Consider the following 23,588-nt stretch of genomic DNA (forward strand, 5'->3'; position numbering starts at 1 on the left):
AGAAGGCATATCCCTATGAGTACGTAAGGCGCCTTGCGAATGCACAGCGCCTCCCGATATAAGTAACGATGGAAATACCGGAACTTTATGATTGGCGGGCGTTTCAAAAAGCACGAAGAAAAGTCGCAAAGACATGTGCAACATGGCTTGGTGACTTTTGTGCTTAGCCCGCCAATAACAACCGTCACCTTATTTTCCATTTTAAAAAACACCCGCCACAACGTATGGCAGGTGCTGGAATATTATGTTCTTGCTATTTCTTTTAAAGAACGGCGCAGAATCTTACCAGTAGTGTTTTTTGGCAGCTCGTCCAAAATTTCGATGACAGTCGGTACTTTGTATTTCACAATACGGTCTGCACAAAATTCGCGAATTGCTTCTACTGTTAATGAAGGATCCTTCAAAACAACATAGGCATGTACCGCTTCACCAAAGTCCAAATCCGGGAAGCCTACTACTGCCGCTTCCACAATCCCTTCATGTGAGAACAATACTTCTTCTACTTCACGTGGGTAAACATTGTAACCGCCTACAATTATCATATCCTTTTTGCGGTCGACGATATAGAAGTAACCTTCCTCGTCTTTTCTTGCCAAGTCACCTGTATATAACCAGCCGTCGCGAATCGCTACAGCAGTTTCTTCAGGCATGTTGTAATAGCCTTTCATGACATTCGGTCCGCGTACGATTAGCTCGCCTACTTCCCCAACGCCCACTTCATCCCCATTTTCATCGACCACTTTATTTTCAACATTGCTGATCGATTGTCCAATTGAGCCTGGTTTACGCTCACGGTCTGTTGGGTTGAAACAAGTAACAGGTGAAGCTTCAGATAATCCATATCCTTCAGAAATTCGTACATTGAACTTTTGCTCAAAGTTATGTAGCAATGATACAGGTAATGAAGCACCGCCTGAAATCGCTAAACGAATTGTTGAGAATGCAGCAACATTCGCTTTGTCATATTGATAAAGGAAATTGTACATTGTCGGAACACCCGCAAATACTGTTGCTTTATACGTCGAAATTAACTCAAAAATTTCTCCCGGACTAAAGCGTGGCGCTAATAAGATCGTTGCACCTCGTGTTAACGGTGAATTCACAACGACCGTTAATGCAAAGACGTGGAAAACCGGCAATGTTGCCACAATACGATCTTCTGATGTCATTTTTAAGTAATCGCCAATATCTCTTGCATTTGAGAATAAATTATTATGTGTCAGCATGGCACCTTTCGGATGACCTGTCGTACCGGAAGTATATAAAATAATCGCCGTATCATCAGGCGCTACTTCTACTGGATCCGTTGTACGTGCTGTTGTTGCTAATACTTGTGAAAACAGCTTCGTTTTTTCTTTCGCCTCATCTGAAAGCGCGGCATACTTTTCACCGATGTCTTCAGTCGTTTCGCAAATGATATATTGTTCTACTTGTGGGAATCTATGCACCCCTGCTTCCACAAGCGGTAATAGTAAATCAAGTGCGATAACAACTTTTACATCACCATTTTGTATGATGTATGAAATTTCATCTGCTGTATAGATTGGATTAATCGGAATTGCCACAGCACCAATACGCATTGACGCGTATAAACTGATGATGAAATGCGGTGTATTACCTAATAAAAACGCGATATGATCGCCTTTTTTTACACCTAAATCTTCCAAAGCAGCTGCAAATCGTGCAACAGATTGCTCCAATTCACCGTAAGATGTGCCTTTACCTAAAAAGTAGTACGCTGTTTTTTCTGGTTGTTCGAAAGCTTGTTGTCTTACCTTTTCAACTAAATTCAATACACCCATCCCCCTATTGCGTAAAATGAAAAAATATTCACTCTATTAGCATTATAGAATAAGTATATTAATAAAACAATATGAAAATCTCGCTTATTCACAAATATTGTACTAAAATCATTTTTTCTCTATTTAAACTCAACCGCGTACATGTGAAATATAACGCCAGCGAATTAAGAAAAAGTAAACAATTTGAATAAGGGCAAACATTGTAAATGAAAATACGACCTCTTTTACAATCGATAAATTCATCACATCATTCAATACGGTTTGCACAACATAGAACGCAAATGCACTATGTACAAAGGCTAAACCCCACGGCAGGAAAAATTGAATCATTAAATTTCTCGTAATAAGGCGTTTCAGTTCTTTTCCGCTCAACCCTACTTTAACGAGCATATCAAACTGTTTTTTCTCACGATCCAAGTTGGCATAGATTTTGAAATAAACGAAACTTCCGGAAGCAAGTAGAAATACAGCTACTACTAATATACCGATGAGTGTTAATAAAGAATACGTAGCTAATATATAAGAATAATTTAATCCGGCATTTTCAAAATAAAACGGTAACGTATATTTTTTGTTGATCAGATAATCGCGGGCGACCATCTGCTGAATATCGATTCCGATATTTTCCGTTTCGGTCCAGTTAGGGATATCAAATGTAAATAAATGATAGCCAGGCTCAACATATGGCGACATTTCAAACTCATTTGTCAGTTTTTCAAAGTCTTCATCACTAATGATAATGGAGTTGCTGCTAATAATAGCCGTCGGGAAAAACATTTTCGGGTATACACTGTTAATCGTCAGGTCCACATTATTTTCCTTTAGCACCGTCTTTACTTCCGTTTTCTCCAGCTTTTCAATCGAATCTTCCGAATATGGGATGAACATTGCTTCCCCGCTTTTTAAATTCACGAGCGGGTATTTATACGAAAACAGCAGATGGTTAATATCCGTTTCCCGGAAAACTTCCACCGGATTCGATGTATACGATGATGTTTGGCGCATGACCGTAAAGCGTGTCATATGATAACTGATTCCATTAAATTCAAGCTCATCAATGACCGATAAAATATGTTCTATTTCATAAGGATTATCCATTTCCCCTTTATAGATTAGGCCGATTGGATTGATCTTGTCATATTGTGATGTATAGGAAGACATCGCCGATAAAACGCCGACCGTTAAAAAGGCAAGTGTCGAGACGAGTGTCACAATGAAAAACATGCGTGAGTTGAAACGTAAAATCTGCACTTGTTCGGCAATCGCCAGCATGCGGGCCTTTTTCCAGTAAAACTGCTTTCGTCCCTTCAACCGGTCAATAATATAAAGCGTCGTATCCGTAAAGAAATAATAGGTCCCCAATGTCACGAAAACAGGAATCAGTAATGTATATGAAAAAATAGATGACTTCGTTGTAATAAGTGCAAGACCGTATCCGCATAAAATGAGGATGATTCCTAAAATGGCATTGCGCTTTGAATAGGTCACTGCAGCATCGACAAACTTCGGGCCTCTTATAAAATTCCGTATTTTAATGTCCGGGGTAAACAGGGTACTCAACGTCGAGATGACAACAAATGCGCTTAAATAAACGAATAATGTCAGCACAAACGGCTCCCATGATAAATAGAGCGGTAATGCATTTAAGTTTAAAATTTCACGGACAATCATAAAGAAGAATTTCGAAAAAGCGAATCCGAAAACAATACCGGATATACAGGAGAAAATTCCAATCGTCATTGTTTCGATGATGATCAGTTTTCCTAGCTGATTCCGGTCCATGCCAAGATGAAGCAATATCGCAAACTCTTTAGATCGCGCTTCCAAAAAGGCACGCATCGAGTAAAAAATAAAAAACCATGAAAACAGCACAAGAACGATTTCAGCAAAAACCATTCCGGCTATCGATACTTCCCCTAAAAAACCGCGTTCGATTTCAGGATGGAACATGAGCATCGAATAAATAAAGAACACAAAAACACTAAAAAAGCTGGCCATAAAAAAGGCGGCATAGTTACGGAAATTCCGGAAAACGTTACGGTAAGCGAATTGAAGAAAAGTCACCTACATGTCCCCCTAATAAACTTAATACATTTAAAATGCGCTGGAAAAATGTTTGGCGACGATCATCTGTATAAATTTCATTGAAAAACTCGCCGTCTTTAATAAAAATAACTCGATCGCAATAACTCGCCGCAATCGGATCATGTGTCACCATCAAAATCGTCGTATCGTTTTCTTTATTCATTCTTGCCAGAAGCTCCAACACTTCACGTGATGCATTCGAATCTAGATTTCCTGTCGGCTCATCTGCTAAAACGAGCATCGGATGGTGGATCAGTGCACGTGCAATTGCTGTTCTTTGGGCTTGTCCACCTGAAATTTCATACGGACGTTTCATTAAAATTGACGTTAAATCGAGCAGTTCACTTAAATATTGCAGACGTTCCTCCATGACAGATATCGGCTGTTCATCAATTGTCAGCGGCAAAATAACATTTTCCTCGACCGTCAATGTCGGCAGCAAATTAAAGTCCTGAAAGACGAAACCGAGCTGACGGCGTCTGAAATAAGCAAGTTCCTCACTATTAAGCTTTTGCGGTTTCATCCCGTTAAAGATAATTTCGCCTGATGTCAGCGTATCAATCATGGATACCATATTCAACAACGTCGTTTTCCCGCTGCCGGATGGACCCATTATTGCGACAAACTCACCCTTTTCCACTTCAAAACTTAGCTGGTTGAGCGCTCGCTTCGTCACTTTTCCTTCATATACTTTCGTTGCATCTTGTATTTGTAAAATAGACATAGTAACTCCTTTTAACCAAGTCTGTTTCTTTCAATCAATAGTAATACTTCATGATTGAAAAATCACTTCAATTTGTGTACCTTTCCCAACTTCCGATGTAATCAAAAGCTGGTGTCCGAGCTTATCACAAATCTCCTTTGCGATATAGAGTCCCATGCCGGTAGATTCTCCAGTTTTCCGGCCGTTTTCACCGGTAAAGAATGGTTTCATTACACGGGGTAAATCAGATTTAGGGATGCCGACTCCTTCATCACGAATGAATAAATGGACATGCTGTTCTTTTTGTTCCGCCGTAATATACAATTTCTTATTCGGCTCAAATGTATATTTGACTGCATTTGTAATGAACTGTCCAATTAAGAAGTTCAGCCATTTTATATCGCTCATTACGATTAATTCCTCATCGATCTTCACTTCCGGAAATACCCGATTGGCGATAAACAGACGTTTATTGTCATTCACATTAGACATAATCGCCGATTTCAGCGGTACTTTTCCGATTTGCATATCATCCGAAAAGTTTTCCAAACGTGCATTCACTAAAACCATTTCAAGACCGCGCTTCAAACGTTCGACTTCTTCCTGCACACTTTTTTTATCAAGCTCTTCTTCCTGCTGCAGTAAAAGCTCCAAAACCGAGACGGGTGTTTTCATCTGATGTACCCACTGGTTCATAAACTTATATTGTCTGGACTGGGTCGCATAAAGCGCCTGTACTTCATGCTGATATAATTTGTACAGCTCATGCAAATAACGCTCAGTCTCCATATATTCCGTTGTTTTCGCATTCTTTTGAAGCGCATCTTCCATCGTTTGCGGCAACGTGGAAATCTTCGCCAAGTAACGGCGCCTCAACATATAGCGCACAACTAAAAATGAGACGATTAACAGAAGGCTGATCGCTATCGCATAAATGGCGGTCGTGACACTGCGAAATCCATCTAGCCAAAACAAAGAAAGTAAAAATAATGTTAGGACGATTTGAAAAATCAGGTAGGAAAGATTTTCCTTCACAAATAATTTGATCGCCATTACATTTCCTCCGAGCTCAATAAAAAGCGATACCCTGCGCCGCGCACTGTTTCAATAACAGATGAAATGCCATAATCGGCCAGCTTCTTCCGAACACGCGTCATATTTACATTTAACGTGTTTTCATCAACAAATGCCTGATCATCCCACAATTCCTCCAACAGCTGTTCACGTGATACGACTTTTGGCGCTTGTCCCATCAATAATCCTAAAATGACACATTCCTTCTTTTGAAGCGGAACGACGAGCTCCTTCAATTGAAGTTCCATCCGTTCCAAATACAATGTTAGCTGTCCTTGTACAATTTTCCGCTCTTCCTGTCTTGCAGAATATTCTCCATATGTACGACGCAAATGGCTGCGAATTTTAGCAAGTACAATTTCATAGTTAAACGGCTTCGTAATAAAGTCATCTCCGCCGTTTTCCAATGCAAATATTTGATCCATTTCACCCGAGCGAGCCGAAATAAATAAAATCGGACATTTCGTATATTGTCTCAACTCACGGCACCAATAGTACCCATCATAGGAAGGTAAATTAATATCCAGTAAAATTATATGAGGAGAAAACGCTAAGCATTGATCCATTAATGAATCAAAGTCTTTAATCGTTTCGACTTCGTATTGGTATTTTCTCAATGTGTCTGCGAGTAGTGCAGCTATTTTAGGATCATCCTCAACGATGAAAATTCGATGTTTTTCCATCTGAATGACCTCCTTTTCAATAGGTTTTCAACTAAATTATCCCTACATAAGTTATTTGTTCATATTGTTCCATTGTATCAAAAAAAGGGGGCTCCCGAAAACAGGAGCCTCCCTTTTCACACTCTCTATTACGTTCATGGTGATTGACAGCAGCTGCTAGTAAATTAGATGTAGGAAATCCTCTTCCGTGATCCCGCCAAAGTATACCGGGATTTCAATATCTTTCAGCTTTTCTGCAATTGCGGCACGGTCATATTTCGTCCCGACCAATAATTCAGCGACCTCATCTACATCACCGACACCAAAGAAATCTCCGAAAATTTTCGCCTCTTCAATAACACCTTTATTCACTTCTAAGCGAATATCCAAGCTTCCTGAAGGGTAACGCTTCGTTTTTTGAATGTTAAAGCGCGGTGATTTTCCGTAATTCCACTCCCATAACTGGTAACGGTTTTTTGAAATTTCATGGATGTTTTCCCAATCTTCTTCGGTAAGCTCGTAGTATTGAATATTTTCCTCGCCACCGAAAATAGATTTTAAAATTTCCATACGGAACTCTTCTACTGTAATTTTTTCTGGAAGGAAATCAATGATGTTTGCAACACGCGAGCGAACTGATTTAATTCCCTTTGATTCGATCTTGTCCTGTTTTACTTTAAGTGAGTTCACGACAGCATCAATATCCAGATTGAACATTAGTGTCCCATGACTGAACATGCGGCCGCGCGTTGAATATTGGGCATTGCCCGAAACCTTTTTCCCTTCAGCCAAAATATCATTACGGCCTGAAAGCTCTGAATTAACCCCCAGTTTTGCAAGTGCATCAACAACAGGCTGGGTGAATTTTTTATAGTTGCTGAAGCTGTTGCCGTCATCCTTTGTCAGGAAGCTGAAATTCAGATTGTTCAAATCATGGTAAACTGCGCCACCTCCGGAAAGACGACGTACGACAAGGATTCCATTTTCTTCAACGTAATCTGTGTTGATTTCTTCGATCGTGTTTTGATTTTTTCCGATGATAATCGAAGGCTGATTAATATAAAACAGTAAAAAATCATCCTTTTCAATATCCATGTTTTTCAATATATACTCTTCTATTGCCAGGTTAATACGCGGATCTGTAATTCCTTTATTATCGATAAAATACAAGAGGCTCACTCCTTCAAAAATCGTCCATTTATATTTTAACTTAAATTAGGCATTTTGTGTTGACGAATTAAATCTGTTATAATACAATACAATATATAAACAGAAGTAGTATAACAGAAACTTAAAGGAGGCATGCACAATGTTAGAAAACGTAGTGGAATTTTTCAAGAATTTACCTGATAAAATTTGCGTTCAATGCGGTGATAAAATCGAAGAACAAAGCGAGTGCTACAGCAACAATTGTGATAAATGTAACTCTCTTTAATTCTTTACACACTGTTTAATTCGTATTACTGACAACCTTCATCTTAGGACTAGGATGAACCTATAATAGCTTACATTTTTATTGTAAACCCCGCTCAATGTTTACAATAAAAAATACGATTCGCTAAATAGCGAATCGTTTTTTTATGGTTACAACTATAAAGATTAAGCTTCCTGTACTTTTGAATAACGGCATCTGTATAGAAGCGCACAGAACGCGAACGAGATTGCTTAATGGCCGTGGTTTTTTCTGTATAAAAAAAGCATGGATTCAGGGGAAAAACCCGGATCCACGCTTTTTCATTTTATAGTTCTGTATGTTGTTTTGAATAACGTTTTTTATAAAGCAATGCAAAGTAACCGAACGTGATTGCTAAGCATGAAATCATAACTGCACCTAAAATCGACCAGTTAAACATTAGGAATGATGTATCACCAGTTGAAATGGCTGCTTTGAAGCCTTGTACAGAGAATGTCATCGGTAAAATTTTATTGAAGAAATGCAATTGCTCTGGTACTAGCTCAATCGGGAATGTCCCTGCACTTGTTGTTAATTGAAGAATCAACACGACGATGGCAATAAATCGTCCTGGATCACCAAACACAGACACAAGCAATTGAACCATAGCTAAAAATGTAAAGCTAGTTATAATTGTTGTCAGAATGAATTGCGGCATATTATTTACCTCAAGTCCAAGCCCCCAAACGACAATTGCAATCGTTATAAATGATTGCACCAATCCAACACCGATTAATACAGTTACTTTACTTACAAACCAGCTTGCACTGTTTTTCGGGATAACGGCTGGTTCAACAAATGGGAATACAATCGAAATTAATAATGCCCCAACGAATAATCCTAAAGAAATAAAGTATGGTGCAAAACCTGTACCATAATTCGGTACATGGTTTACTGAATCTTTTTCGACTTCCACTGGAGAACCGACCATATTGTACGTATCTTCAGTCGGATTTACAGCGGCTTTTTCGCCTGCTTCCGTCAACTTTTCAGATAAAGTTGTCGTACCATCCTTCAACTCTTTCGTACCATCCGCTAAAGTAGTAGAACCTTGTGCCAACTCACCTGACTTTTCTGCCAACAAGCTCGTACCGTCATATAATTTATTCGAACCATCCACTAATGTGTTCAAACCTTGTGCTAATGTGTTGGCGCCAGTTGCCGCACTTGATGCACCTGCTGTTAGTTCATTTAGTTTTCCGGCAATTGTCGTATTGCCTTGTGCTAATGAATTGGCACCTGCTATCAGCTGTGCTGAATTTTGCTGCAATTGTGCAACACCTGAAGTTACTTGTTGTTGCCCTGCATTTAATTTACTTGCACCTTCACTGATTGCCGCGATTTTATCGTCCAATCCATTTGTTCCTGCATGCAGCTGGCTTAAACCGCCACTTACTTGTTTACTGCCTTCTTGCAGCTGCCCTAGAGCGGTTTTTAAAGCTGCTTGATTTTCTTCAGGCAGCATAGGTAAAATCGCTTCAAGTTGGCTTGCCAACTGATCCATACCGCCTGCTACATTAGCTGAACCATCTGCCAGCGCTTTTACTTTGTCATCGATATTCGCTGTACCTTGTGTTAATAATTTCAGGTTTTCAGCTAAGCTCGCCTGACCGGATGTAAGATCCTTTTGTCCGTTTGCTACTTGTGCAACACCATCAGTATAGCTTTCAATACCTTGCTGCAATGTATTGGCGCCATCTGCTGCAGATTTTGCTCCTGTTTCAAGTTGGCCGCTGCCATCCGCAATTTTTGCTACACCTGCCGCCAGATCGGCAGCACCTTTCGCAGCATTTTTAGCACCGGTAACTAAAGTGTCAGTACCATCGGATAATTCAACAGAGCTTGATGCCAATTGTTCTAAATAGCCTTTCAACTCATCAGCGCCATCCGCCAGCTTCGCGGCACCTTTATCTAGCTCCCCTGCTCCATCTGCTGCCTCGGCAAAACCGTCACCAAGTTGTGTAATGGAATCAAATAATTTTTCGGCATATGTTGCTGAAACTTGTGTATTTACTTCTGCTTTAATGCGATCCATTGCTGTTTCACCAATTTGTGCGCCTAAAAAGTTGAAGCCTTCATTTGGAATATAATCAATAACCAATTTTTGTGGTTCGTCATCTAATAATGTAGTTGCATGCTCAGAAAAGTTTTCCGGAATTTTAATTAAGATATAATACTTTTGATCCAATAATTTTTGGTCCGCTTCCTTTGCATCAACTTCCTCAAACTGGAATTGCTCGCTATCTATCAGCTTATCGACCAATGTTTGACCGAGCTCCATTGTTTCGTCATCCATCATAGCCCCTTTGTCTTCATTGACAACGGCAACCGGCAAGCTCTTTAAATTGGCATATGGATCCCAAAATGCCCATAAGAACATCCCACTGTACATAACGGGAACAAAAAGAACGGCAATAACTGAAATAAGCATTTTTTTTGTTTTAAAAATCTTCAGCCATTCTGCTTTTATCACACTAATTTCCTCCTTTAAAACTATATGACCAATATCGTCAATTGGTCATTTCATGGTAAAAAGAAACCACTTCACCAGGAAGTGACTACTACTTTTTCTTTGCCAAACCACGGAAAATGGTTTCGCTGAATAATGTCAGAATTTCTTGTTCGTTGAGTGGTTCATTATGTGTCAACTGCCAGTCTACAATAAAAGCCAAATACGATTTAAACAATAAAAAGGCTACATGCTCAGGATTACATTCAATGACCTCACCCTTTGCAATGCCGTTACGAATACGCATCGAGACGTAAGAAATAATTTCCGACTCGATTTTTAACAGCATTTGCTGTACTTCAGGAGTGCCCAGTGCTGTTTCCTCTTCTATTAATTTGGCAAACAGTAAATGACGCTCACGGAACTGCAGCATTTTCATTAATGCTGTATGGGCATTTTGCATAAAGCTAGCGTTTGCGTCGATTAGCTGATCTGTTTCGCGCTTCATTTCACCGATTAAATGGAATACAACTTCCTGAAACAGCTCTTCTTTATTTTTAAAAAAAGTATAAATAGTCCCTTTCCCTACATTTGCAATCTTAGCAACTTGCTCAATCGTTGTTGCTTTATACCCAAATAATGTAAAGGATTTTGTAGCAGCTATTAAAATTTCATGTCGACGATCCATAAATCCACCTCCTCAAAAAAAGTGACCAAAATAACACTTCGGTCATTCAGTCACTATTATACACCGTTTTTCTCATATTGCAATATTTAATGGTTATGATCTTCTTCTTTTTCTTCAGTATCTTTTTCATCGTGTTCCATCGAATTAGAACTTGTATCTTCCAGCACTTTGCTCATATCAGGGTTGCCAACAATTAGCTCCTGTTTGGGCATCACATGCATGCCGCGCGCCGTTGTATGGGCAAACATATAGTATACGCCATCATGGTCAAATACATAGTCAGCGACATAGATCCCGTCTTCAGTCAGTTCCCCGTCCAGCATCTCCCCTTCATCGCGAAGGCCGGATTCCCATACTTCAAACTTCACTTCTTTTGCATCATTTACCGCTTCTTCTTCTTGAGTAACACGTGCAGATAGCTGTATCGTTTCCCCTACGTTTAACTGTTCTGCCGTTTGAATATCTACTTCGACGATTGCCGGCACCTCGGCAGTATCAAGTGTTTCCACTTCAGGGTCATCGCCACATGCTGCCAATAAAAAAGGGACTGCTACTAAACTGTAAAACCATTTTTTCATCGTTAAATCTCCCATCCTGTTAACTATTATGTATTTTAATGCAATCTTTCCCATCCTTACTAGCGTACTAAAAAATACGTGCAGATGCATACTATAATTAAGGTAAATTTGTGAACCATTGAAAAATTATCCAAATAAAAATGCTGCTAAAAGCGGTTCACTTTTAATACAGCATTCTGTTCAATTAGTCTATTGAATTATTACATTGCTACTTTTGACTCGGCAAATTGGTTGAGTAATTGCTCGGCAGTATTTCTCCCTTGCAATACACAGTCCGGAATACTAATCCCCTCATAGGAGCTTCCTGTTAATAAGACATTCGGAAACTCTTGATAAAACTGTTCTTTCATAGTAGACATGCGCAATTCATGACCAATTGTATATTGAGGCATTGCTTCTTTCCAGCGGGCAACTGTTGTCAGTAGCGGCTGGGCATTCAACCCCACTGCCCGCTCTAAATCTTGCAATACAATTTTTTCAATTTCACTGTCGGACAGCTCTACAATCGATTCGTCCCCTACACGGCCAATGTACACTCTAAGTAGTTCCTGACCATCTGGTGACACATTATCCCATTTCCGGTGACTCCACGTACAGCTTGTAATTGCAAAATGACTATTGCGTGAAACGAAGAAGTTAAGTGCATCTTCATATTTCTGTATCGAACCTTTTTCAAATGCCATCGTAACCGTGGCAATTGTGGCATAATTCATATCCGGAACTTTCATCATTGTCATTGAGTCCGGAAAGATTTTTTTTGTTACATTAAACGGTGTCGTTACGACGATTTTATCTGCTTGAATCGACGTCCCATCATTCAATTCTACAAGATGTGTATCATCATTATTTTTTTCAATGGAATTCACTTTCAATCCTTTTAAAATCGTTACATCGGTTAAAGTTTTTTCCAATGTTTCAATTAAGGATTCCAATCCATTTTCAAATGATTCGTAATGTAGTTCACCTGGCGTATCTACGAGCGCGTAAATACCTTTTCCGGTTTTTTTCATACCGAGCAATAAGCTGCGATATTCTTTTTCCAACTGATAAAACTGCGGGAACATCGATTGCATACTAAGATGGTCAACATCGCCTGCAAAAGTACCCGCTAACACCGGCTCAACTAAATTTTCTACCACTTCTTTACCAAAGCGCCGATTGAAAAATTCACTAATCGGTTCGTCTGCAGCATGCGGTAATTTCGGCAACAACAAATCTCCTGCTGCACGGAATTTCCCCATTAAAGATAGAACATTCGATGTCATAAACGGGAGGATTTTAGGTGACCCTCCGAGCAGAATATTACTCGGAATTTGGTGTAACTTGCTACCAACTGCGATAAATGTTCGACCATAATTATTTTGAATCATCTCATGTTCGATATTTAAATCACGTGCCAACTTTCGGACACTGCTACCTGTATCAAAAAACGATTCAGGCCCACGTTCGATAATATATCCATTTTGACGTACAGTATGGATTTTACCACCTAAACGTAGTGACGCTTCGATCAACACGATATCTATCGGTAAATTATGCGCCTTCGTTTTTTGCTGTAAATAGTATGCCGTCGTTAAACCAGTGATCCCACCGCCAACGATAACAACCTTCTTCCTTTTTAAAGTCACCCTCATCATCACTCTCTACTATTCCGCTAATTTTTTATTGATAGCATCTACCATTGCATCAATGAATAAAGGATGTGTATTTGGCATTGTCGGGCGATAATAGCTTGCACCGATTTCATCACATACAACTTTACACTCAATATCATTATCATAGAGTACTTCTAAATGCTCCGTTACAAATCCTACTGGTGTATAGATGAATGCTTTATAACCTTTTTGCTCAAATAATTCCTTTGTTAAATCCTGTACATCCGGTCCTAGCCACGGCTCGGGTGTTTGTCCAGCTGACTGCCAGCCTACTTCAACGTTCACAATATCAGAAGCCTCTTCAATTAAACGTGCCGTTTTGACTAACTGTTCTTCATACGGATCGCCTGCAAGTTTAATTTTTTCCGGCAACGAGTGGTTTGATACGATTAAGCAAGCATTTGCGCGCTCTTCTTCTGTCATTTTTGCCAGTTCGCCATTCACGGCATCTTTCCAGAATTCAATAAACTTCGGTTCGTCATACCATGCTTCAACAGAAGTGATATTTAACGTACCACCTAACTTTTCAGCCGCTTCTTTTGCTCGTCCATTGTACGATTTAATAGAGAAAGTAGAGAAGTGTGGTGCTAAAACGATCGATACCGCTTCAGTAATACCTTCTTTCACCATTGCTTCTACTGCATCTTCAACGAATGGTTCAATATGCTTTAAGCCGATAAATACTTTATATTCCACTTCGTCCTGCACTTCGTTTAAACGTGCACATAATGCATGGGCTTGTGCTTCCGTCATTTTCGCAAGCGGAGAAATACCGCCGATTGCACGGTAACGTTCAGTTAAGTCGTCCAAATGTTCCTGGCTTGGTTTGCGGCCATGACGAATATGTGTGTAATAACGTTCAATATCTTCTTCTTTATATGGCGTACCATAAGCCATTACTAATAAACCGCGTACTTCTTTCATGTAAGTTCACCTCTGCATGTTTTTTAACACGTTTCTTTTTTAGTAAGTTATTAAAGATTCTTCATCTTAATAAGGGGTTGATTTACATTCCGGGTCGGAAGCTTTCCGCGGGCACGGCCTTACACGAACGTCTCAGGCGTCGGTGCTCCTGCCACTTCGCTTTCGTCGCAAAATAAATTTTGCTGTTCCCGCTGGAGTCGCCTCCCCTCCATTCCAATCAACTTTTCATCTATCTAGTTTTCTCACCTTCACCGGTGAATAATCATATTTATATTAGTATTTGTATTATGAACGTTTTGCGATTTGTTCGCGGCTGTATTCGTGTACAAATGTAGTTAGTCGTTTTAATACAGCTGGATCTACTTCCGGGAAGACGCCGTGGCCTAAGTTGAAAATATGTCCGCCTGTATGCGCTAAACCTTGATCGACAATATCTTTCGCTCGTGCTTCGATTACGTTCCAGTCTGCCAGTAATAAAGTAGGATCCAAGTTCCCTTGTACCGCTTTTGTTACGCCGCGTGCTTCTGCTTCACGAATCGGTAAACGCCAGTCCAAACCTACTACATCGACTGGCAGGTCATGCCATTCGTTTACTAAATGCGATGCACCTACACCAAACTGGATTAACGGCACATTCAATGCGCGCAATTCAGCAAAAATGCGTGTCATCGTCGGTTTGATAAAAATACGGTAGTCTTCAACATTCAATGCTCCAACCCAAGAATCGAAAATTTGGATTGCTTTTGCACCGGCTTCTACTTGCGCTGTAATATCCACAATAATCATATCAGCCAGTTTTTCCATTAAAGCAAACCATGCTTTTGGCTGCGAAACCATGAATGATTTAGTTTTAGCGTAGTTTTTGCTTGGGCCGCCTTCAATCATATAGCTCGCAAGCGTAAACGGCGCACCGCCAAAACCGATTAACGGAACATTTAACTGTTCTGTTGTTAACATTTTAATTGTCTCTAACACGTAAGGTGTATGCTCCTGTGCATTGAACTCACGTAAGTTTTCCACATCAGCAGCTGAACGGATAGGATTTGAAATAACCGGACCAATCCCCGCTTTTATTTTTACATCAATTCCCATTCCTGGTAAAGGGGTAACGATATCTTTATAAAGAATCGCTGCATCTACATTGTATTGCTCAACAGGTAAATGCGTTACATAAGCACATAACTCCGGCTGCATTGTAATCTCTTCTAATGAATATTTTTCTTTTATTTCACGATATTCTGGCTGTGAACGGCCTGCCTGGCGCATAAACCAAACTGGTGTATGTTCTACTTGCTCACCGCGAGCAGCACGTAATAATGTGTCATTAAATTTCATCATTTTTGATTTCTTCCCCTTAAAGTAAATTCTTTTTTATTCTATACCTCAAAAACGTCATTGATATCCATCATCGACTATAAACTTTTCACAAATATTTGTATAGATTTCTTGAATAAATGTCATAAATTTGTCTCTTCTGCTACAGAACTTTTTGACAAATGGCTTGAACATCTTTATAAATGGAAATAATAGTGTAAAGGAGGTCAGTCATATGAATTTTTATGTAACTTCAGGAACACCTGACTATATGGAAAATTTAATTGCAAAAAATCCACAGCACCCTTTAATTTTATTACACGGAAATGGTAATTCAGTGGTGTTGCATGAAACAGAGAACAAATCTATTTTCGCAGTACCCCGCAAATTTGAAGTCATTGCTCAAGATGGACAGTTTACACAAAAGGGCTATTATACTTTTTTCAATATGCCCATTATGTCAGATGAGAGCCCGGTTTTCGAGAAAAAAGCTCTCGATGTCATCCCTGCTTTGAACTCCAATGACGCTGTAATTGCCTATCGTTTACTGCGTCCGATTAAAGCAGAAACCTATTTATTTATTATTCAATGGGGCGGGCCTGCTTCTTATGAAGTTTGGAAAGGCAGCAATGAGTATAAGACTTCATTTGCCCCTATCTTTGAAGGCACGACACAAGTGTTACAGTCGATGTTTAACTCATCATCCTATATTACGACATATAGTGCAGCTTCAAAAGAATAATGCTTTTATAAAAAATGCTACGATTGTTTTTCGTAGCATTTTTATATAAAATAATACATATTTAGAAAATCTTTCGTTTTCCGAACTATTCTGCTTCTAACTAAACAAAAGGCGGTTATTATGTGAAAATACAAATTCAGTTGTTTAAAGCTTTCTTTGTTTCAGGAATTCTTGGATTCGGGGGAGGTCCGACAATCATTCCATTGCTTCATAAAGAAGTGGTTGAAAAATATAAACTTATGACAGATGATGATTTTTCTGATGTGTTATCAATTGGAAACACATTGCCCGGTCCGATTGCGACAAAGATGGCAGGCTATATTGGTTACCGGATAGGGGGTTTTCTCGGATTAATTAACGCTCTGTTTGCTTCGGTTATACCTACCGTGCTTTTAATTATTTTATTATTAAATTCATTAAACCAATTCAGTAACTCTGACTTTATCAACAACATGTCTAATGGCGTCATACCCATTGTGACAGTGATGATGGGGATTTATGCATTTGACTTTTTAAAGAAATCGCATAAAGCTTTAGGTCTAAAAATCAGCGCAATTATTTTCATATTCAGTTTTATAACAATTGTTGTATTCGATCTCCACCCTGGGATTATCATTGGTTCCCTCTTAATATTGGCGCTGGCATTGCCAAATAAAGGAGGAAACGAACAATGATATTTTGGGAGCTTTTTATTGCATTTTTAATACCGAACCTTTTGGCATACGGAGGCGGGCCTGCTTCAATCCCGTTAATTGAACATGAAGTGGTAGACAGGTATGAGTGGATGACGCAAAGTGAATTCAGTGAGTTTCTTGCTTTGGCAAATTCATTGCCCGGTCCTATCGCAACGAAGATGGCGGGTTATATCGGCTTTGAAGTCGGTGGTATTTTAGGGGGTATTATAGCGTTATTTGCGACAGTAGCCCCTACCCTGATTTTGATGATCACACTTTTGAATCTTCTACAAAAATATAGAGATTCGCCTAAAGTAATGCGGTTATCAAGCTTTGTATTACCTGCAATTGCCGTATTATTAATTACATTAACATTCGATTTCGCCAAGTCTTCCTATGAATCAAATAAATTAATTCCAACGATTTTAATGATTGTCGGCAGCTATATTGCTCTGGAAAAATTCAAAGTTCCTTCTATTATAGTAATAGCCGCAGGATTATTAATTGGCGGATTTCTATTGTAATTTAACTTGGTTAATAAAAAAATCGCTAACCTCTACTTAACTCATACGTAGGGTTAGCGATTTTTTATTTTGACATTCTCATCGTCAATTCACTGACTGCAATAATGACAACCGGAATGAAATAAAACTGTGGCTGCATTACTGCACACAGTGTCACAATAATAGCCTGTACAATGCTCAATTGACGAAGCAATTTTGCAACAGCCTGCTTTCTCGTATTACGGGGAATCGGGTAAAGCATGTCCATTCGGAAATCCCCTGCTGACATAAGTGCATACTTAAGCTGAAGCGTTGTCGCAAATGCCAGAGCACCGACAACAATCCAAGTTACAAACGGAATTGTAATAAACATAGCTACAACAGCTGAAATTGCTGTTAATCGCACCCATAAATAAAAATGGTCGTCTGTACGGATAAACGTACGGTAAATTAAATAGGCTTGCGTGTTTTCCTTTTTATAGCTGATCGCTTTATACGCAATATCCAACCAAGCACGACGTTTTACAGAGCCTTTTAAATGCGGAACATCTGTGAAGTAGTTGGCAAAGCGGTAAAAACGCATCATCCGGTTTTGCTCGAGCTTAATGAAATGTTCGTAAGGTACTGGATTATCCTGCACTTTTTTCTTCAATGTAACTGTATAATAAGCCATCATAACGAGAAATACGATGCCAATCAAACCGTCTGCCAATGTCATTTGAATTCCGATAATCGACACGATTGCCCGTACGAAACGGTCCATTAGTACGGCATTCCCACGATTTGCATAACGGTAATTAAATTCGGCGCGCACATTAATAAATTTCAGAACCGCGATAAATAGAGCCGTAAGCCAAATTTCACCTACGCTAAGTGTCGTAACTTCTTTCAATAACGGAATCGTTATAATATACAGAACGACCGGCAACAATAGCTGTGACCAAAACGTCCAGTTCATCGCCTTTTTGAAATAGTTCGGCATTTGGCTTTCTAGCGGCAATAAGTATACTTGATCGGGTTCTTTCAGCAATGTGACAGGTCTACTTAATGCAACTAAGAACCCGATCACAAGGGCAATGAGCCATTCTGCCGGAAAATCGGGCTGTACGACCTTCAGCCATTCACTGTACTGATATCCCCCTGCCCCTGCGATAAAGACAAGGACAATCGCAATATGCCCTGTAAAGACGAAGCGCATATACTTCATCACTTCGCCGATGTAATGCTCGAAGCGCTTAGCCCATACACTATGCATGCTGTTCATTGTCCTGCTCCTTTGTCATTGCAATATACAAATCATCCAGTGTCGCAGTCGGCATATTGAACGCTTTGCGCAAATCATTCATTGTTCCTTGTGCACGTACACGTCCTTCATGAAGTAAGATGATGCGGTCACAATGTTTTTCTGCAGTCGATAAAATATGTGTCGACATTAAAATCGAAGCACCTGCACGTTTTTTATCGTCCATCTGGTCAAGCAATGACTGGATGCCGAGCGGGTCTAAACCGACAAACGGCTCATCGATAATATACAGACTTGGATCGACTAAAAATGCACACATAATCATTACCTTCTGGCGCATCCCCTTTGAAAAGTGCGACGGAAACCAATTTAATCGCTTCTCCATACGGAATTCCTTCAATAAAACTTCAGAACGCTCATTCAATGTTTTTTCATCTAAACCATATGCCATTGCCGTTAATTGTAAATGTTCTTTTAATGTTAATTCTTCATATAATACGGGTGTTTCCGGAATATAAGAGAAGCTCGACCGGTACTTGTCCAAATTCTCTTTTAACGTCACACCGTTTAAACGGATTTCACCAGAGCGTGGTAAGAGCGTGCCAATAATATGCTTGATCGTCGTACTTTTCCCCGCACCGTTTAAGCCGATTAATCCAACGAGCTCTCCTTTGTTAATTTCAAATGATAGATCTTGAATCACAGGTTTTCTCGTATAACCACCTGTTACATTTTGCAGTTGTAAAATTGTCACAGTCGTCACTCCTCTTTTCTAAAATTTAGTTTATCAAAAGCGAATAAAATTGAACACTGAATGCAACACTCAATTCAAAGAACTTAAAGTGAAACTTCATTCAGCGAGGATTTTTTTACGGAAAATGCTGCCTCCGCCGCCACGCGTTGAAGGACCCGTTAACACGGGTTTAAAAGTAATTCTTTCATATAAGAAAGTAGTTTTCCAAATAATCTATGATAGAATAAAGAAAAATAATAGTATGTTCACCATAAATTGGAGTTGTACAGTTAATTTTCATTGCGGGCGCACACTTTCCGACGGATTCTGACCCCCTGTATACCTTTCAACTTACAATAACATTATTTTCTAACTTCTTATGGTGAAAATCAAAAATAAAAAAGGAGCGAAATACGATGAGTGATTGCTTATTTTGCAAAATAATTGCCGGTGAAATTCCAAGTATTAAGGTTTATGAGGATGAGCATACTTTTGCCTTCATGGACATTGCCCCGTTGACAAAGGGTCATACACTATTAATTCCGAAAACACATTGTAAAGATCTATTTGAAATGTCTGAAGATGTGGCACGTAATTTATATGCTGCTGCCCCAAAAGTTGCTAATGCCATTAAAGCTGCTTTTAACCCGGCTGGTATGAATACGATTAATAATAATGGTGCTGAAGCAGGTCAAACCGTTTTCCATTACCACCTGCATCTCGTTCCGCGCTATGACGAAAAAGATGGACTAGTGGTCAACTGGAATGGTCGTTCACAGGAATTCCCGCCAGATGTGCTTTCAACACTTTCTGAGGAAATTAAATCACACTTATAATTGCTCCACTCAGTTATGTCTACATGATTGTACGAGGAGACGATGGCCAGCATCTTTTTCATAAGTGAAAATGCTGGTTTTTCTTTTAGTACATTTTCCCACAATCTTTCCAATGTTTATCGGAAGATGGATTTGGAAAAAGATTTGGATAACAAATATAAATAAAGCGAGGTTAACAATATGAAAGCAAAATCATTTTTACTAGGTATTACAACAGGTATCGTTAGCGGTGCAGCTGTCATTTTATTTACAGCACCACAATCTGGGACGGCTTTACGACAAAACCTGTTGGAAAATACGAAAAACGCCAAATCCAAACTTCAAGATGTTCAATACGAACTAAATAATGTGAAGCAATCGATCACAACTTTAAAGGCAGAAGTCCAAAATAGTATGCCTAGTATAGTAAATGAATTAAAGGATAATTTCGCAAATTTCAAAACTCAGATAGAGCCGGAAGCAATAAATTTAAAACAAGAAATAGAGAAATTACAGAATTCTATAAGTGAAATCGAGAAAAATATCCCTTCAACTAGAAATAACGAGTAATGAATACAAATTCACCACTATAACTTTAGAACCAATAAAAATAACAAAAACAGTCAATTCAATCCCAAATTTATCTTTTTATAGCATAAATCAACCAATGTTGAATTATTCCATTTTTCTAACTTTAAACTCTTTTCTTTTATTGCTATAATAATTTTAAAATGTTAAATGAAAGAAGAAGGTGATTGCTTTGACAGAAGATTTATACTCGCAAAGAGAGGCTATGTTATTTAGCCAAAGAGTCGCACAACTTTCGAAAGCACTATGGAAAGCTATCGAAAAAGATTGGCAAACATGGATTAAACCTTTTGATTTAAATATTAATGAACACCATATTTTATGGATTTCATATCATTTGAAAGGTGCTTCCATTTCAGATGTAGCTAAATTTGGTGTCATGCATGTATCTACCGCTTTCAACTTTTCAAAAAAATTAGAAGAACGTGGATTACTTACTTTCTCAAAACGTGATGAAGACAAGCGTAATACATATGTGGAGTTAACTGATAAAGGCGCAGAACTCATTTTACGTATGTATGATCATTATCACGATACAGAACATACGATTTTAACAGGTGCATTGCCATTAAAAGAACTTTACGGTCGATTCCCTGAGTTTTTAGATGTAATGGCCGTTATCCGAAATATTTACGGGGATGATTTCATCGAAATATTCGAACGTTCATTCTTTAACTTCAAAGAAACAATTGATGACAAGGGAAAGCCATCAATCACAACAACTTCATAAAATTTGCAGAAGAAATGTCGCCGATTTTAATTGATGACATTTCTTTTTTTATTGATTATAGTTAGTTTTATGTTTAATATTGTTTCGTTAATGGAAAAGCATAATACGTCCTTTTCCATAATGTTTTAGGAGGGCTCACATGCATTGTTGGAAAACGATCAACATTGAGCGCGAATACGGTACGGGAAGACTTGTACTATTGGCAATCACTCTTTTCGTCCTTGTATTTTGCTTTTCATATATTGCATTTAGTTTTAATTTTAACGGTAAGCATATCGATCGCCATTTATGGTTAGTTTTATTAGTAATACCTTTTATTTATCCTATGCACAAATTATTACATTATTTCGCTCTGCTTCAACATAGAAAATCACTGGTCATTCGTTTTAAGATTCAACATTTCATGCCAGTTGTCCGGATGCGCCTGCAAAACGGTATTCCGAAAAAATCTTATATTTTCGCACTTGTGACACCTTTTATTGTTATTAATTCAGCATTGATTGCCGGGGGCATTTATTTCCCTGAATATGCGCATTATTTTAGTGGTTTGCTCGCTTTTCACTCTTGTATTTGTCTAATGGATTTTTTATATGTGAAAAATTTAATGTATGCACCAAACAATGCTATAATTGAAGAAACACCAAGAGGTTATGAAATTTTAGTTCCTATTAATATTTAGGTTTTAATGATGCTTTAGAGGGGAGGAATAAATTTGTTACTACTTATTGTAATCTTATTCTCAGTAATATACTTATTCCAAATAAATCGAATGACTGCCGCTTTATGCAGTCGACGTGAAATTCCAGAAGAAAAACAACCAAAAATTTTCCGTACGATTAATGTACTAATTACGATTTTACTTGTGAGCATGTATGTCGAAGTACTGCTAGCCGTTTAAAGAATTTTTTATGTAAATAGATTTTTGTCCATACTTACTTCAATAATTGGAAAAGGTGTGTTAAAAGCCGTAAAGACTTTTAACACACCTTGCTTTCTTAGTAGATGAAAGCTGCACCAACAATAATCAATAAGATAAACAATACAACTAATAGAGCAAAGCCAGAGCCGTAGCCGCCGCCATTGTAACCTCCGCCACCCATATTGCCACCTCCCTTCTCTCTTTCTCTCAATATCGTATGCGCCTGTTGTTACAAAACTTAGGCACTATACACATGCAACCATTTTGTTTTTAAATCGTTTATGTTATAGTTACAATTGCATTAAAGTTAAGTTAGGAGCGTATTCAAATGAAAAAGACCATTTTTGCATTAACAGTTGCTGCTTCAATCGGTTTAGCTGCATGCAGTAATCCAGGCGATGAAGTTGTAGTATCAACAAGTGTTGGCGATATCACTCAAGAAGAATTTTATAATTCAATGAAGGACATCGCTGGTGATCAATTACTGCAACAAGTAGTAGTTGAACAGATTTTAAACGATAAATATAAAGTAACAGATGAGGAAATCGAAGAAGAATTAAAAGGTGTAAAAGAGCAGTATGGTGAAAGCTATGAAGCTGTTTTAGCACAAAGCAATTTAACGGAAGAAACGTTAAAAACAAATATTCGATTCACATTGTTACAAGAAAAAGCATTAAAAGATGTTGAAGTAACAGACAAGGAAATCGAAAAGTACTACAACCAAGCATCTAAAGAATTAAACGCTCGTCACATTTTAGTGGAAGATGAAGAGACTGCAAAAGAAATCAAAGCTAAATTAGATGCCGGTGAAGATTTTGCAAAATTAGCAAAAGAATTCTCAACTGACCCAGGTTCTGGCGCACAAGGCGGAGATTTAGGTTGGTTTACAGTTGGGACAATGGTGCCTGAATTCAACGATGCTGCATATGCATTGGAAATCGATGAAATCAGTGAGCCTGTACAATCTGAGCACGGTTTCCACATCATTCAAGTGACTGACAAACGTGATGTTAAAGATTACGGTAAACTTGAGGACAAAAAAGAAGAAATCCGTGAATCAATTGCAGCTACAAAAGCTGATTGGAACACAAAAATGGCAGAGTTAATTAAAGAAGCCGATGTAAAAGTAAAAGACAAAGATTTAAAAGACGCATTTTCAGGCATTAAAGCTGAATAATCGTTGATATATAAAGTGAAACTAACAATCGAGCTTTTACGGGGAGTCGATCTCCCGCCTGACCTTTTCGCCTTGCT

25 protein-coding genes are annotated in these 23,588 nt (G+C 38.6%); 10 read left to right on the forward strand and 15 right to left on the reverse strand.

From position 1 onward, the window contains the following. Nucleotides 1–242: 242 nt before the first annotated feature. The 6 genes from CBM15_RS16245 to CBM15_RS16270 form a co-directional block, all read right to left on the reverse strand. Nucleotides 243–1,793, reverse strand: coding sequence for a fatty acid--CoA ligase family protein (locus tag CBM15_RS16245; RefSeq protein WP_087618304.1), 1,551 nt, complete (start codon nucleotides 1,791–1,793; stop codon nucleotides 243–245). Between the two features lie 138 nt (nucleotides 1,794–1,931). After that, nucleotides 1,932–3,866 carry an FtsX-like permease family protein gene (locus CBM15_RS16250; protein ID WP_087618305.1) on the reverse strand — a complete coding sequence of 645 codons (1,935 nt, stop codon included), beginning with the start codon at nucleotides 3,864–3,866 and terminating at the stop codon, nucleotides 1,932–1,934. Continuing rightward, on the reverse strand, nucleotides 3,838–4,611 hold the full coding sequence (locus tag CBM15_RS16255) for an ABC transporter ATP-binding protein (protein ID WP_087618306.1): 774 nt from the start codon (nucleotides 4,609–4,611) through the stop codon (nucleotides 3,838–3,840). Before CBM15_RS16255 ends, CBM15_RS16250 begins: the two co-directional genes overlap by 29 nt. A gap of 48 nt (nucleotides 4,612–4,659) precedes the next feature. Then, nucleotides 4,660–5,643 carry a sensor histidine kinase gene (locus CBM15_RS16260; protein ID WP_087618307.1) on the reverse strand — a complete coding sequence of 328 codons (984 nt, stop codon included), beginning with the start codon at nucleotides 5,641–5,643 and terminating at the stop codon, nucleotides 4,660–4,662. Further along, nucleotides 5,643–6,347 (reverse strand): response regulator transcription factor, encoded by a 705-nt coding sequence (locus CBM15_RS16265; RefSeq protein ID WP_087618308.1) that lies wholly within the window; start codon nucleotides 6,345–6,347, stop codon nucleotides 5,643–5,645. Before CBM15_RS16265 ends, CBM15_RS16260 begins: the two co-directional genes overlap by 1 nt. 156 nt (nucleotides 6,348–6,503) lie before the next feature. Further along, nucleotides 6,504–7,496 (reverse strand): lipoate--protein ligase, encoded by a 993-nt coding sequence (locus CBM15_RS16270; protein WP_014822754.1) that lies wholly within the window; start codon nucleotides 7,494–7,496, stop codon nucleotides 6,504–6,506. 139 nt (nucleotides 7,497–7,635) lie between these two features. On the opposite strand from CBM15_RS16270, the gene yhfH reads away from it, so the two are divergent. Continuing rightward, nucleotides 7,636–7,761, forward strand: coding sequence for a protein YhfH (gene yhfH / locus CBM15_RS16275; protein ID WP_008406441.1), 126 nt, complete (start codon nucleotides 7,636–7,638; stop codon nucleotides 7,759–7,761). A 304-nt stretch (nucleotides 7,762–8,065) separates the two neighbouring features. Here the strand turns inward: yhfH and CBM15_RS16280 are convergent, their stop codons facing one another. From CBM15_RS16280 to hemE, 6 genes are all read right to left on the reverse strand, one after another. Next, a complete protein-coding gene (locus CBM15_RS16280; protein ID WP_087618309.1) occupies nucleotides 8,066–10,252 on the reverse strand; it encodes a YhgE/Pip domain-containing protein in 2,187 nt (728 codons plus the stop codon). An 88-nt stretch (nucleotides 10,253–10,340) separates the two neighbouring features. Beyond that, nucleotides 10,341–10,916 carry a TetR/AcrR family transcriptional regulator gene (locus CBM15_RS16285; protein ID WP_087618310.1) on the reverse strand — a complete coding sequence of 192 codons (576 nt, stop codon included), beginning with the start codon at nucleotides 10,914–10,916 and terminating at the stop codon, nucleotides 10,341–10,343. An 86-nt stretch (nucleotides 10,917–11,002) separates the two neighbouring features. Then, complete coding sequence (locus CBM15_RS16290; RefSeq protein WP_087618311.1) at nucleotides 11,003–11,494, reverse strand: FixH family protein; 492 nt, start codon at nucleotides 11,492–11,494, stop codon at nucleotides 11,003–11,005. 200 nt (nucleotides 11,495–11,694) lie between these two features. Beyond that, on the reverse strand, nucleotides 11,695–13,128 hold the full coding sequence (gene hemY, locus CBM15_RS16295) for a protoporphyrinogen oxidase (protein WP_087618312.1): 1,434 nt from the start codon (nucleotides 13,126–13,128) through the stop codon (nucleotides 11,695–11,697). A gap of 12 nt (nucleotides 13,129–13,140) precedes the next feature. Continuing rightward, entirely contained in the window at nucleotides 13,141–14,073 is a 933-nt protein-coding gene (gene hemH, locus CBM15_RS16300; protein WP_087618313.1) for a ferrochelatase, read from the reverse strand. Nucleotides 14,074–14,358: 285 nt separating this feature from the next. Beyond that, nucleotides 14,359–15,411 carry a uroporphyrinogen decarboxylase gene (hemE, locus tag CBM15_RS16305; RefSeq protein WP_008406449.1) on the reverse strand — a complete coding sequence of 351 codons (1,053 nt, stop codon included), beginning with the start codon at nucleotides 15,409–15,411 and terminating at the stop codon, nucleotides 14,359–14,361. A 211-nt stretch (nucleotides 15,412–15,622) separates the two neighbouring features. Here hemE and CBM15_RS16310 point away from each other — a divergent pair, with 211 nt between their 5' ends. From CBM15_RS16310 to CBM15_RS16320, 3 genes are all read left to right on the forward strand, one after another. Further along, entirely contained in the window at nucleotides 15,623–16,129 is a 507-nt protein-coding gene (locus tag CBM15_RS16310; protein ID WP_087618314.1) for a Target of RNAIII-activating protein, read from the forward strand. A 122-nt stretch (nucleotides 16,130–16,251) separates the two neighbouring features. Then, nucleotides 16,252–16,803 (forward strand): chromate transporter, encoded by a 552-nt coding sequence (locus CBM15_RS16315; RefSeq protein ID WP_087618315.1) that lies wholly within the window; start codon nucleotides 16,252–16,254, stop codon nucleotides 16,801–16,803. After that, nucleotides 16,800–17,327: a chromate transporter gene (locus CBM15_RS16320; RefSeq protein WP_087618316.1), complete on the forward strand. Its 528-nt coding sequence runs from the start codon at nucleotides 16,800–16,802 to the stop codon at nucleotides 17,325–17,327. The genes CBM15_RS16315 and CBM15_RS16320 overlap by 4 nt, the downstream gene beginning before the upstream one ends. 64 nt (nucleotides 17,328–17,391) lie before the next feature. Here CBM15_RS16320 and CBM15_RS16325 read toward each other — a convergent pair whose 3' ends face one another. Together CBM15_RS16325 and CBM15_RS16330 are read right to left on the reverse strand one after the other, a co-directional pair. Further along, nucleotides 17,392–18,570 carry an ABC transporter permease gene (locus CBM15_RS16325; RefSeq protein ID WP_087618317.1) on the reverse strand — a complete coding sequence of 393 codons (1,179 nt, stop codon included), beginning with the start codon at nucleotides 18,568–18,570 and terminating at the stop codon, nucleotides 17,392–17,394. Next, on the reverse strand, nucleotides 18,554–19,303 hold the full coding sequence (locus CBM15_RS16330) for an ABC transporter ATP-binding protein (RefSeq protein ID WP_087618318.1): 750 nt from the start codon (nucleotides 19,301–19,303) through the stop codon (nucleotides 18,554–18,556). The genes CBM15_RS16325 and CBM15_RS16330 overlap by 17 nt, the downstream gene beginning before the upstream one ends. Nucleotides 19,304–19,698: 395 nt before the next feature. On the opposite strand from CBM15_RS16330, the gene CBM15_RS16335 reads away from it, so the two are divergent. From CBM15_RS16335 to CBM15_RS16355, 5 genes are all read left to right on the forward strand, one after another. Next, on the forward strand, nucleotides 19,699–20,118 hold the full coding sequence (locus CBM15_RS16335; RefSeq protein WP_008406458.1) for an HIT family protein: 420 nt from the start codon (nucleotides 19,699–19,701) through the stop codon (nucleotides 20,116–20,118). Between the two features lie 180 nt (nucleotides 20,119–20,298). Next, entirely contained in the window at nucleotides 20,299–20,667 is a 369-nt protein-coding gene (locus CBM15_RS16340) for a YtxH domain-containing protein (RefSeq protein WP_087618319.1), read from the forward strand. A 184-nt stretch (nucleotides 20,668–20,851) separates the two neighbouring features. Beyond that, nucleotides 20,852–21,415, forward strand: coding sequence for an HTH-type transcriptional regulator Hpr (locus CBM15_RS16345; RefSeq protein WP_173364531.1), 564 nt, complete (start codon nucleotides 20,852–20,854; stop codon nucleotides 21,413–21,415). A 139-nt stretch (nucleotides 21,416–21,554) separates the two neighbouring features. Next, a complete protein-coding gene (locus CBM15_RS16350; protein WP_087618320.1) occupies nucleotides 21,555–22,094 on the forward strand; it encodes a DUF3267 domain-containing protein in 540 nt (179 codons plus the stop codon). Nucleotides 22,095–22,127: 33 nt separating this feature from the next. Further along, nucleotides 22,128–22,313, forward strand: coding sequence for a hypothetical protein (locus CBM15_RS16355; protein WP_008406465.1), 186 nt, complete (start codon nucleotides 22,128–22,130; stop codon nucleotides 22,311–22,313). Between the two features lie 97 nt (nucleotides 22,314–22,410). Here CBM15_RS16355 and CBM15_RS16360 read toward each other — a convergent pair whose 3' ends face one another. Beyond that, the gene (locus CBM15_RS16360; RefSeq protein ID WP_081483416.1) at nucleotides 22,411–22,515 is read right to left on the reverse strand and encodes a YjcZ family sporulation protein; all 105 of its coding nucleotides are present in this window, start codon (nucleotides 22,513–22,515) and stop codon (nucleotides 22,411–22,413) included. 147 nt (nucleotides 22,516–22,662) lie between these two features. Here CBM15_RS16360 and CBM15_RS16365 point away from each other — a divergent pair, with 147 nt between their 5' ends. Then, nucleotides 22,663–23,511, forward strand: a complete 849-nt coding sequence (locus tag CBM15_RS16365) for a peptidylprolyl isomerase (protein ID WP_087618321.1) — start codon at nucleotides 22,663–22,665, stop codon at nucleotides 23,509–23,511. Nucleotides 23,512–23,588 lie beyond the last annotated feature (77 nt).

Source organism: Solibacillus kalamii, assembly GCF_002174535.1.
Taxonomy (GTDB): domain Bacteria; phylum Bacillota; class Bacilli; order Bacillales_A; family Planococcaceae; genus Solibacillus; species Solibacillus silvestris.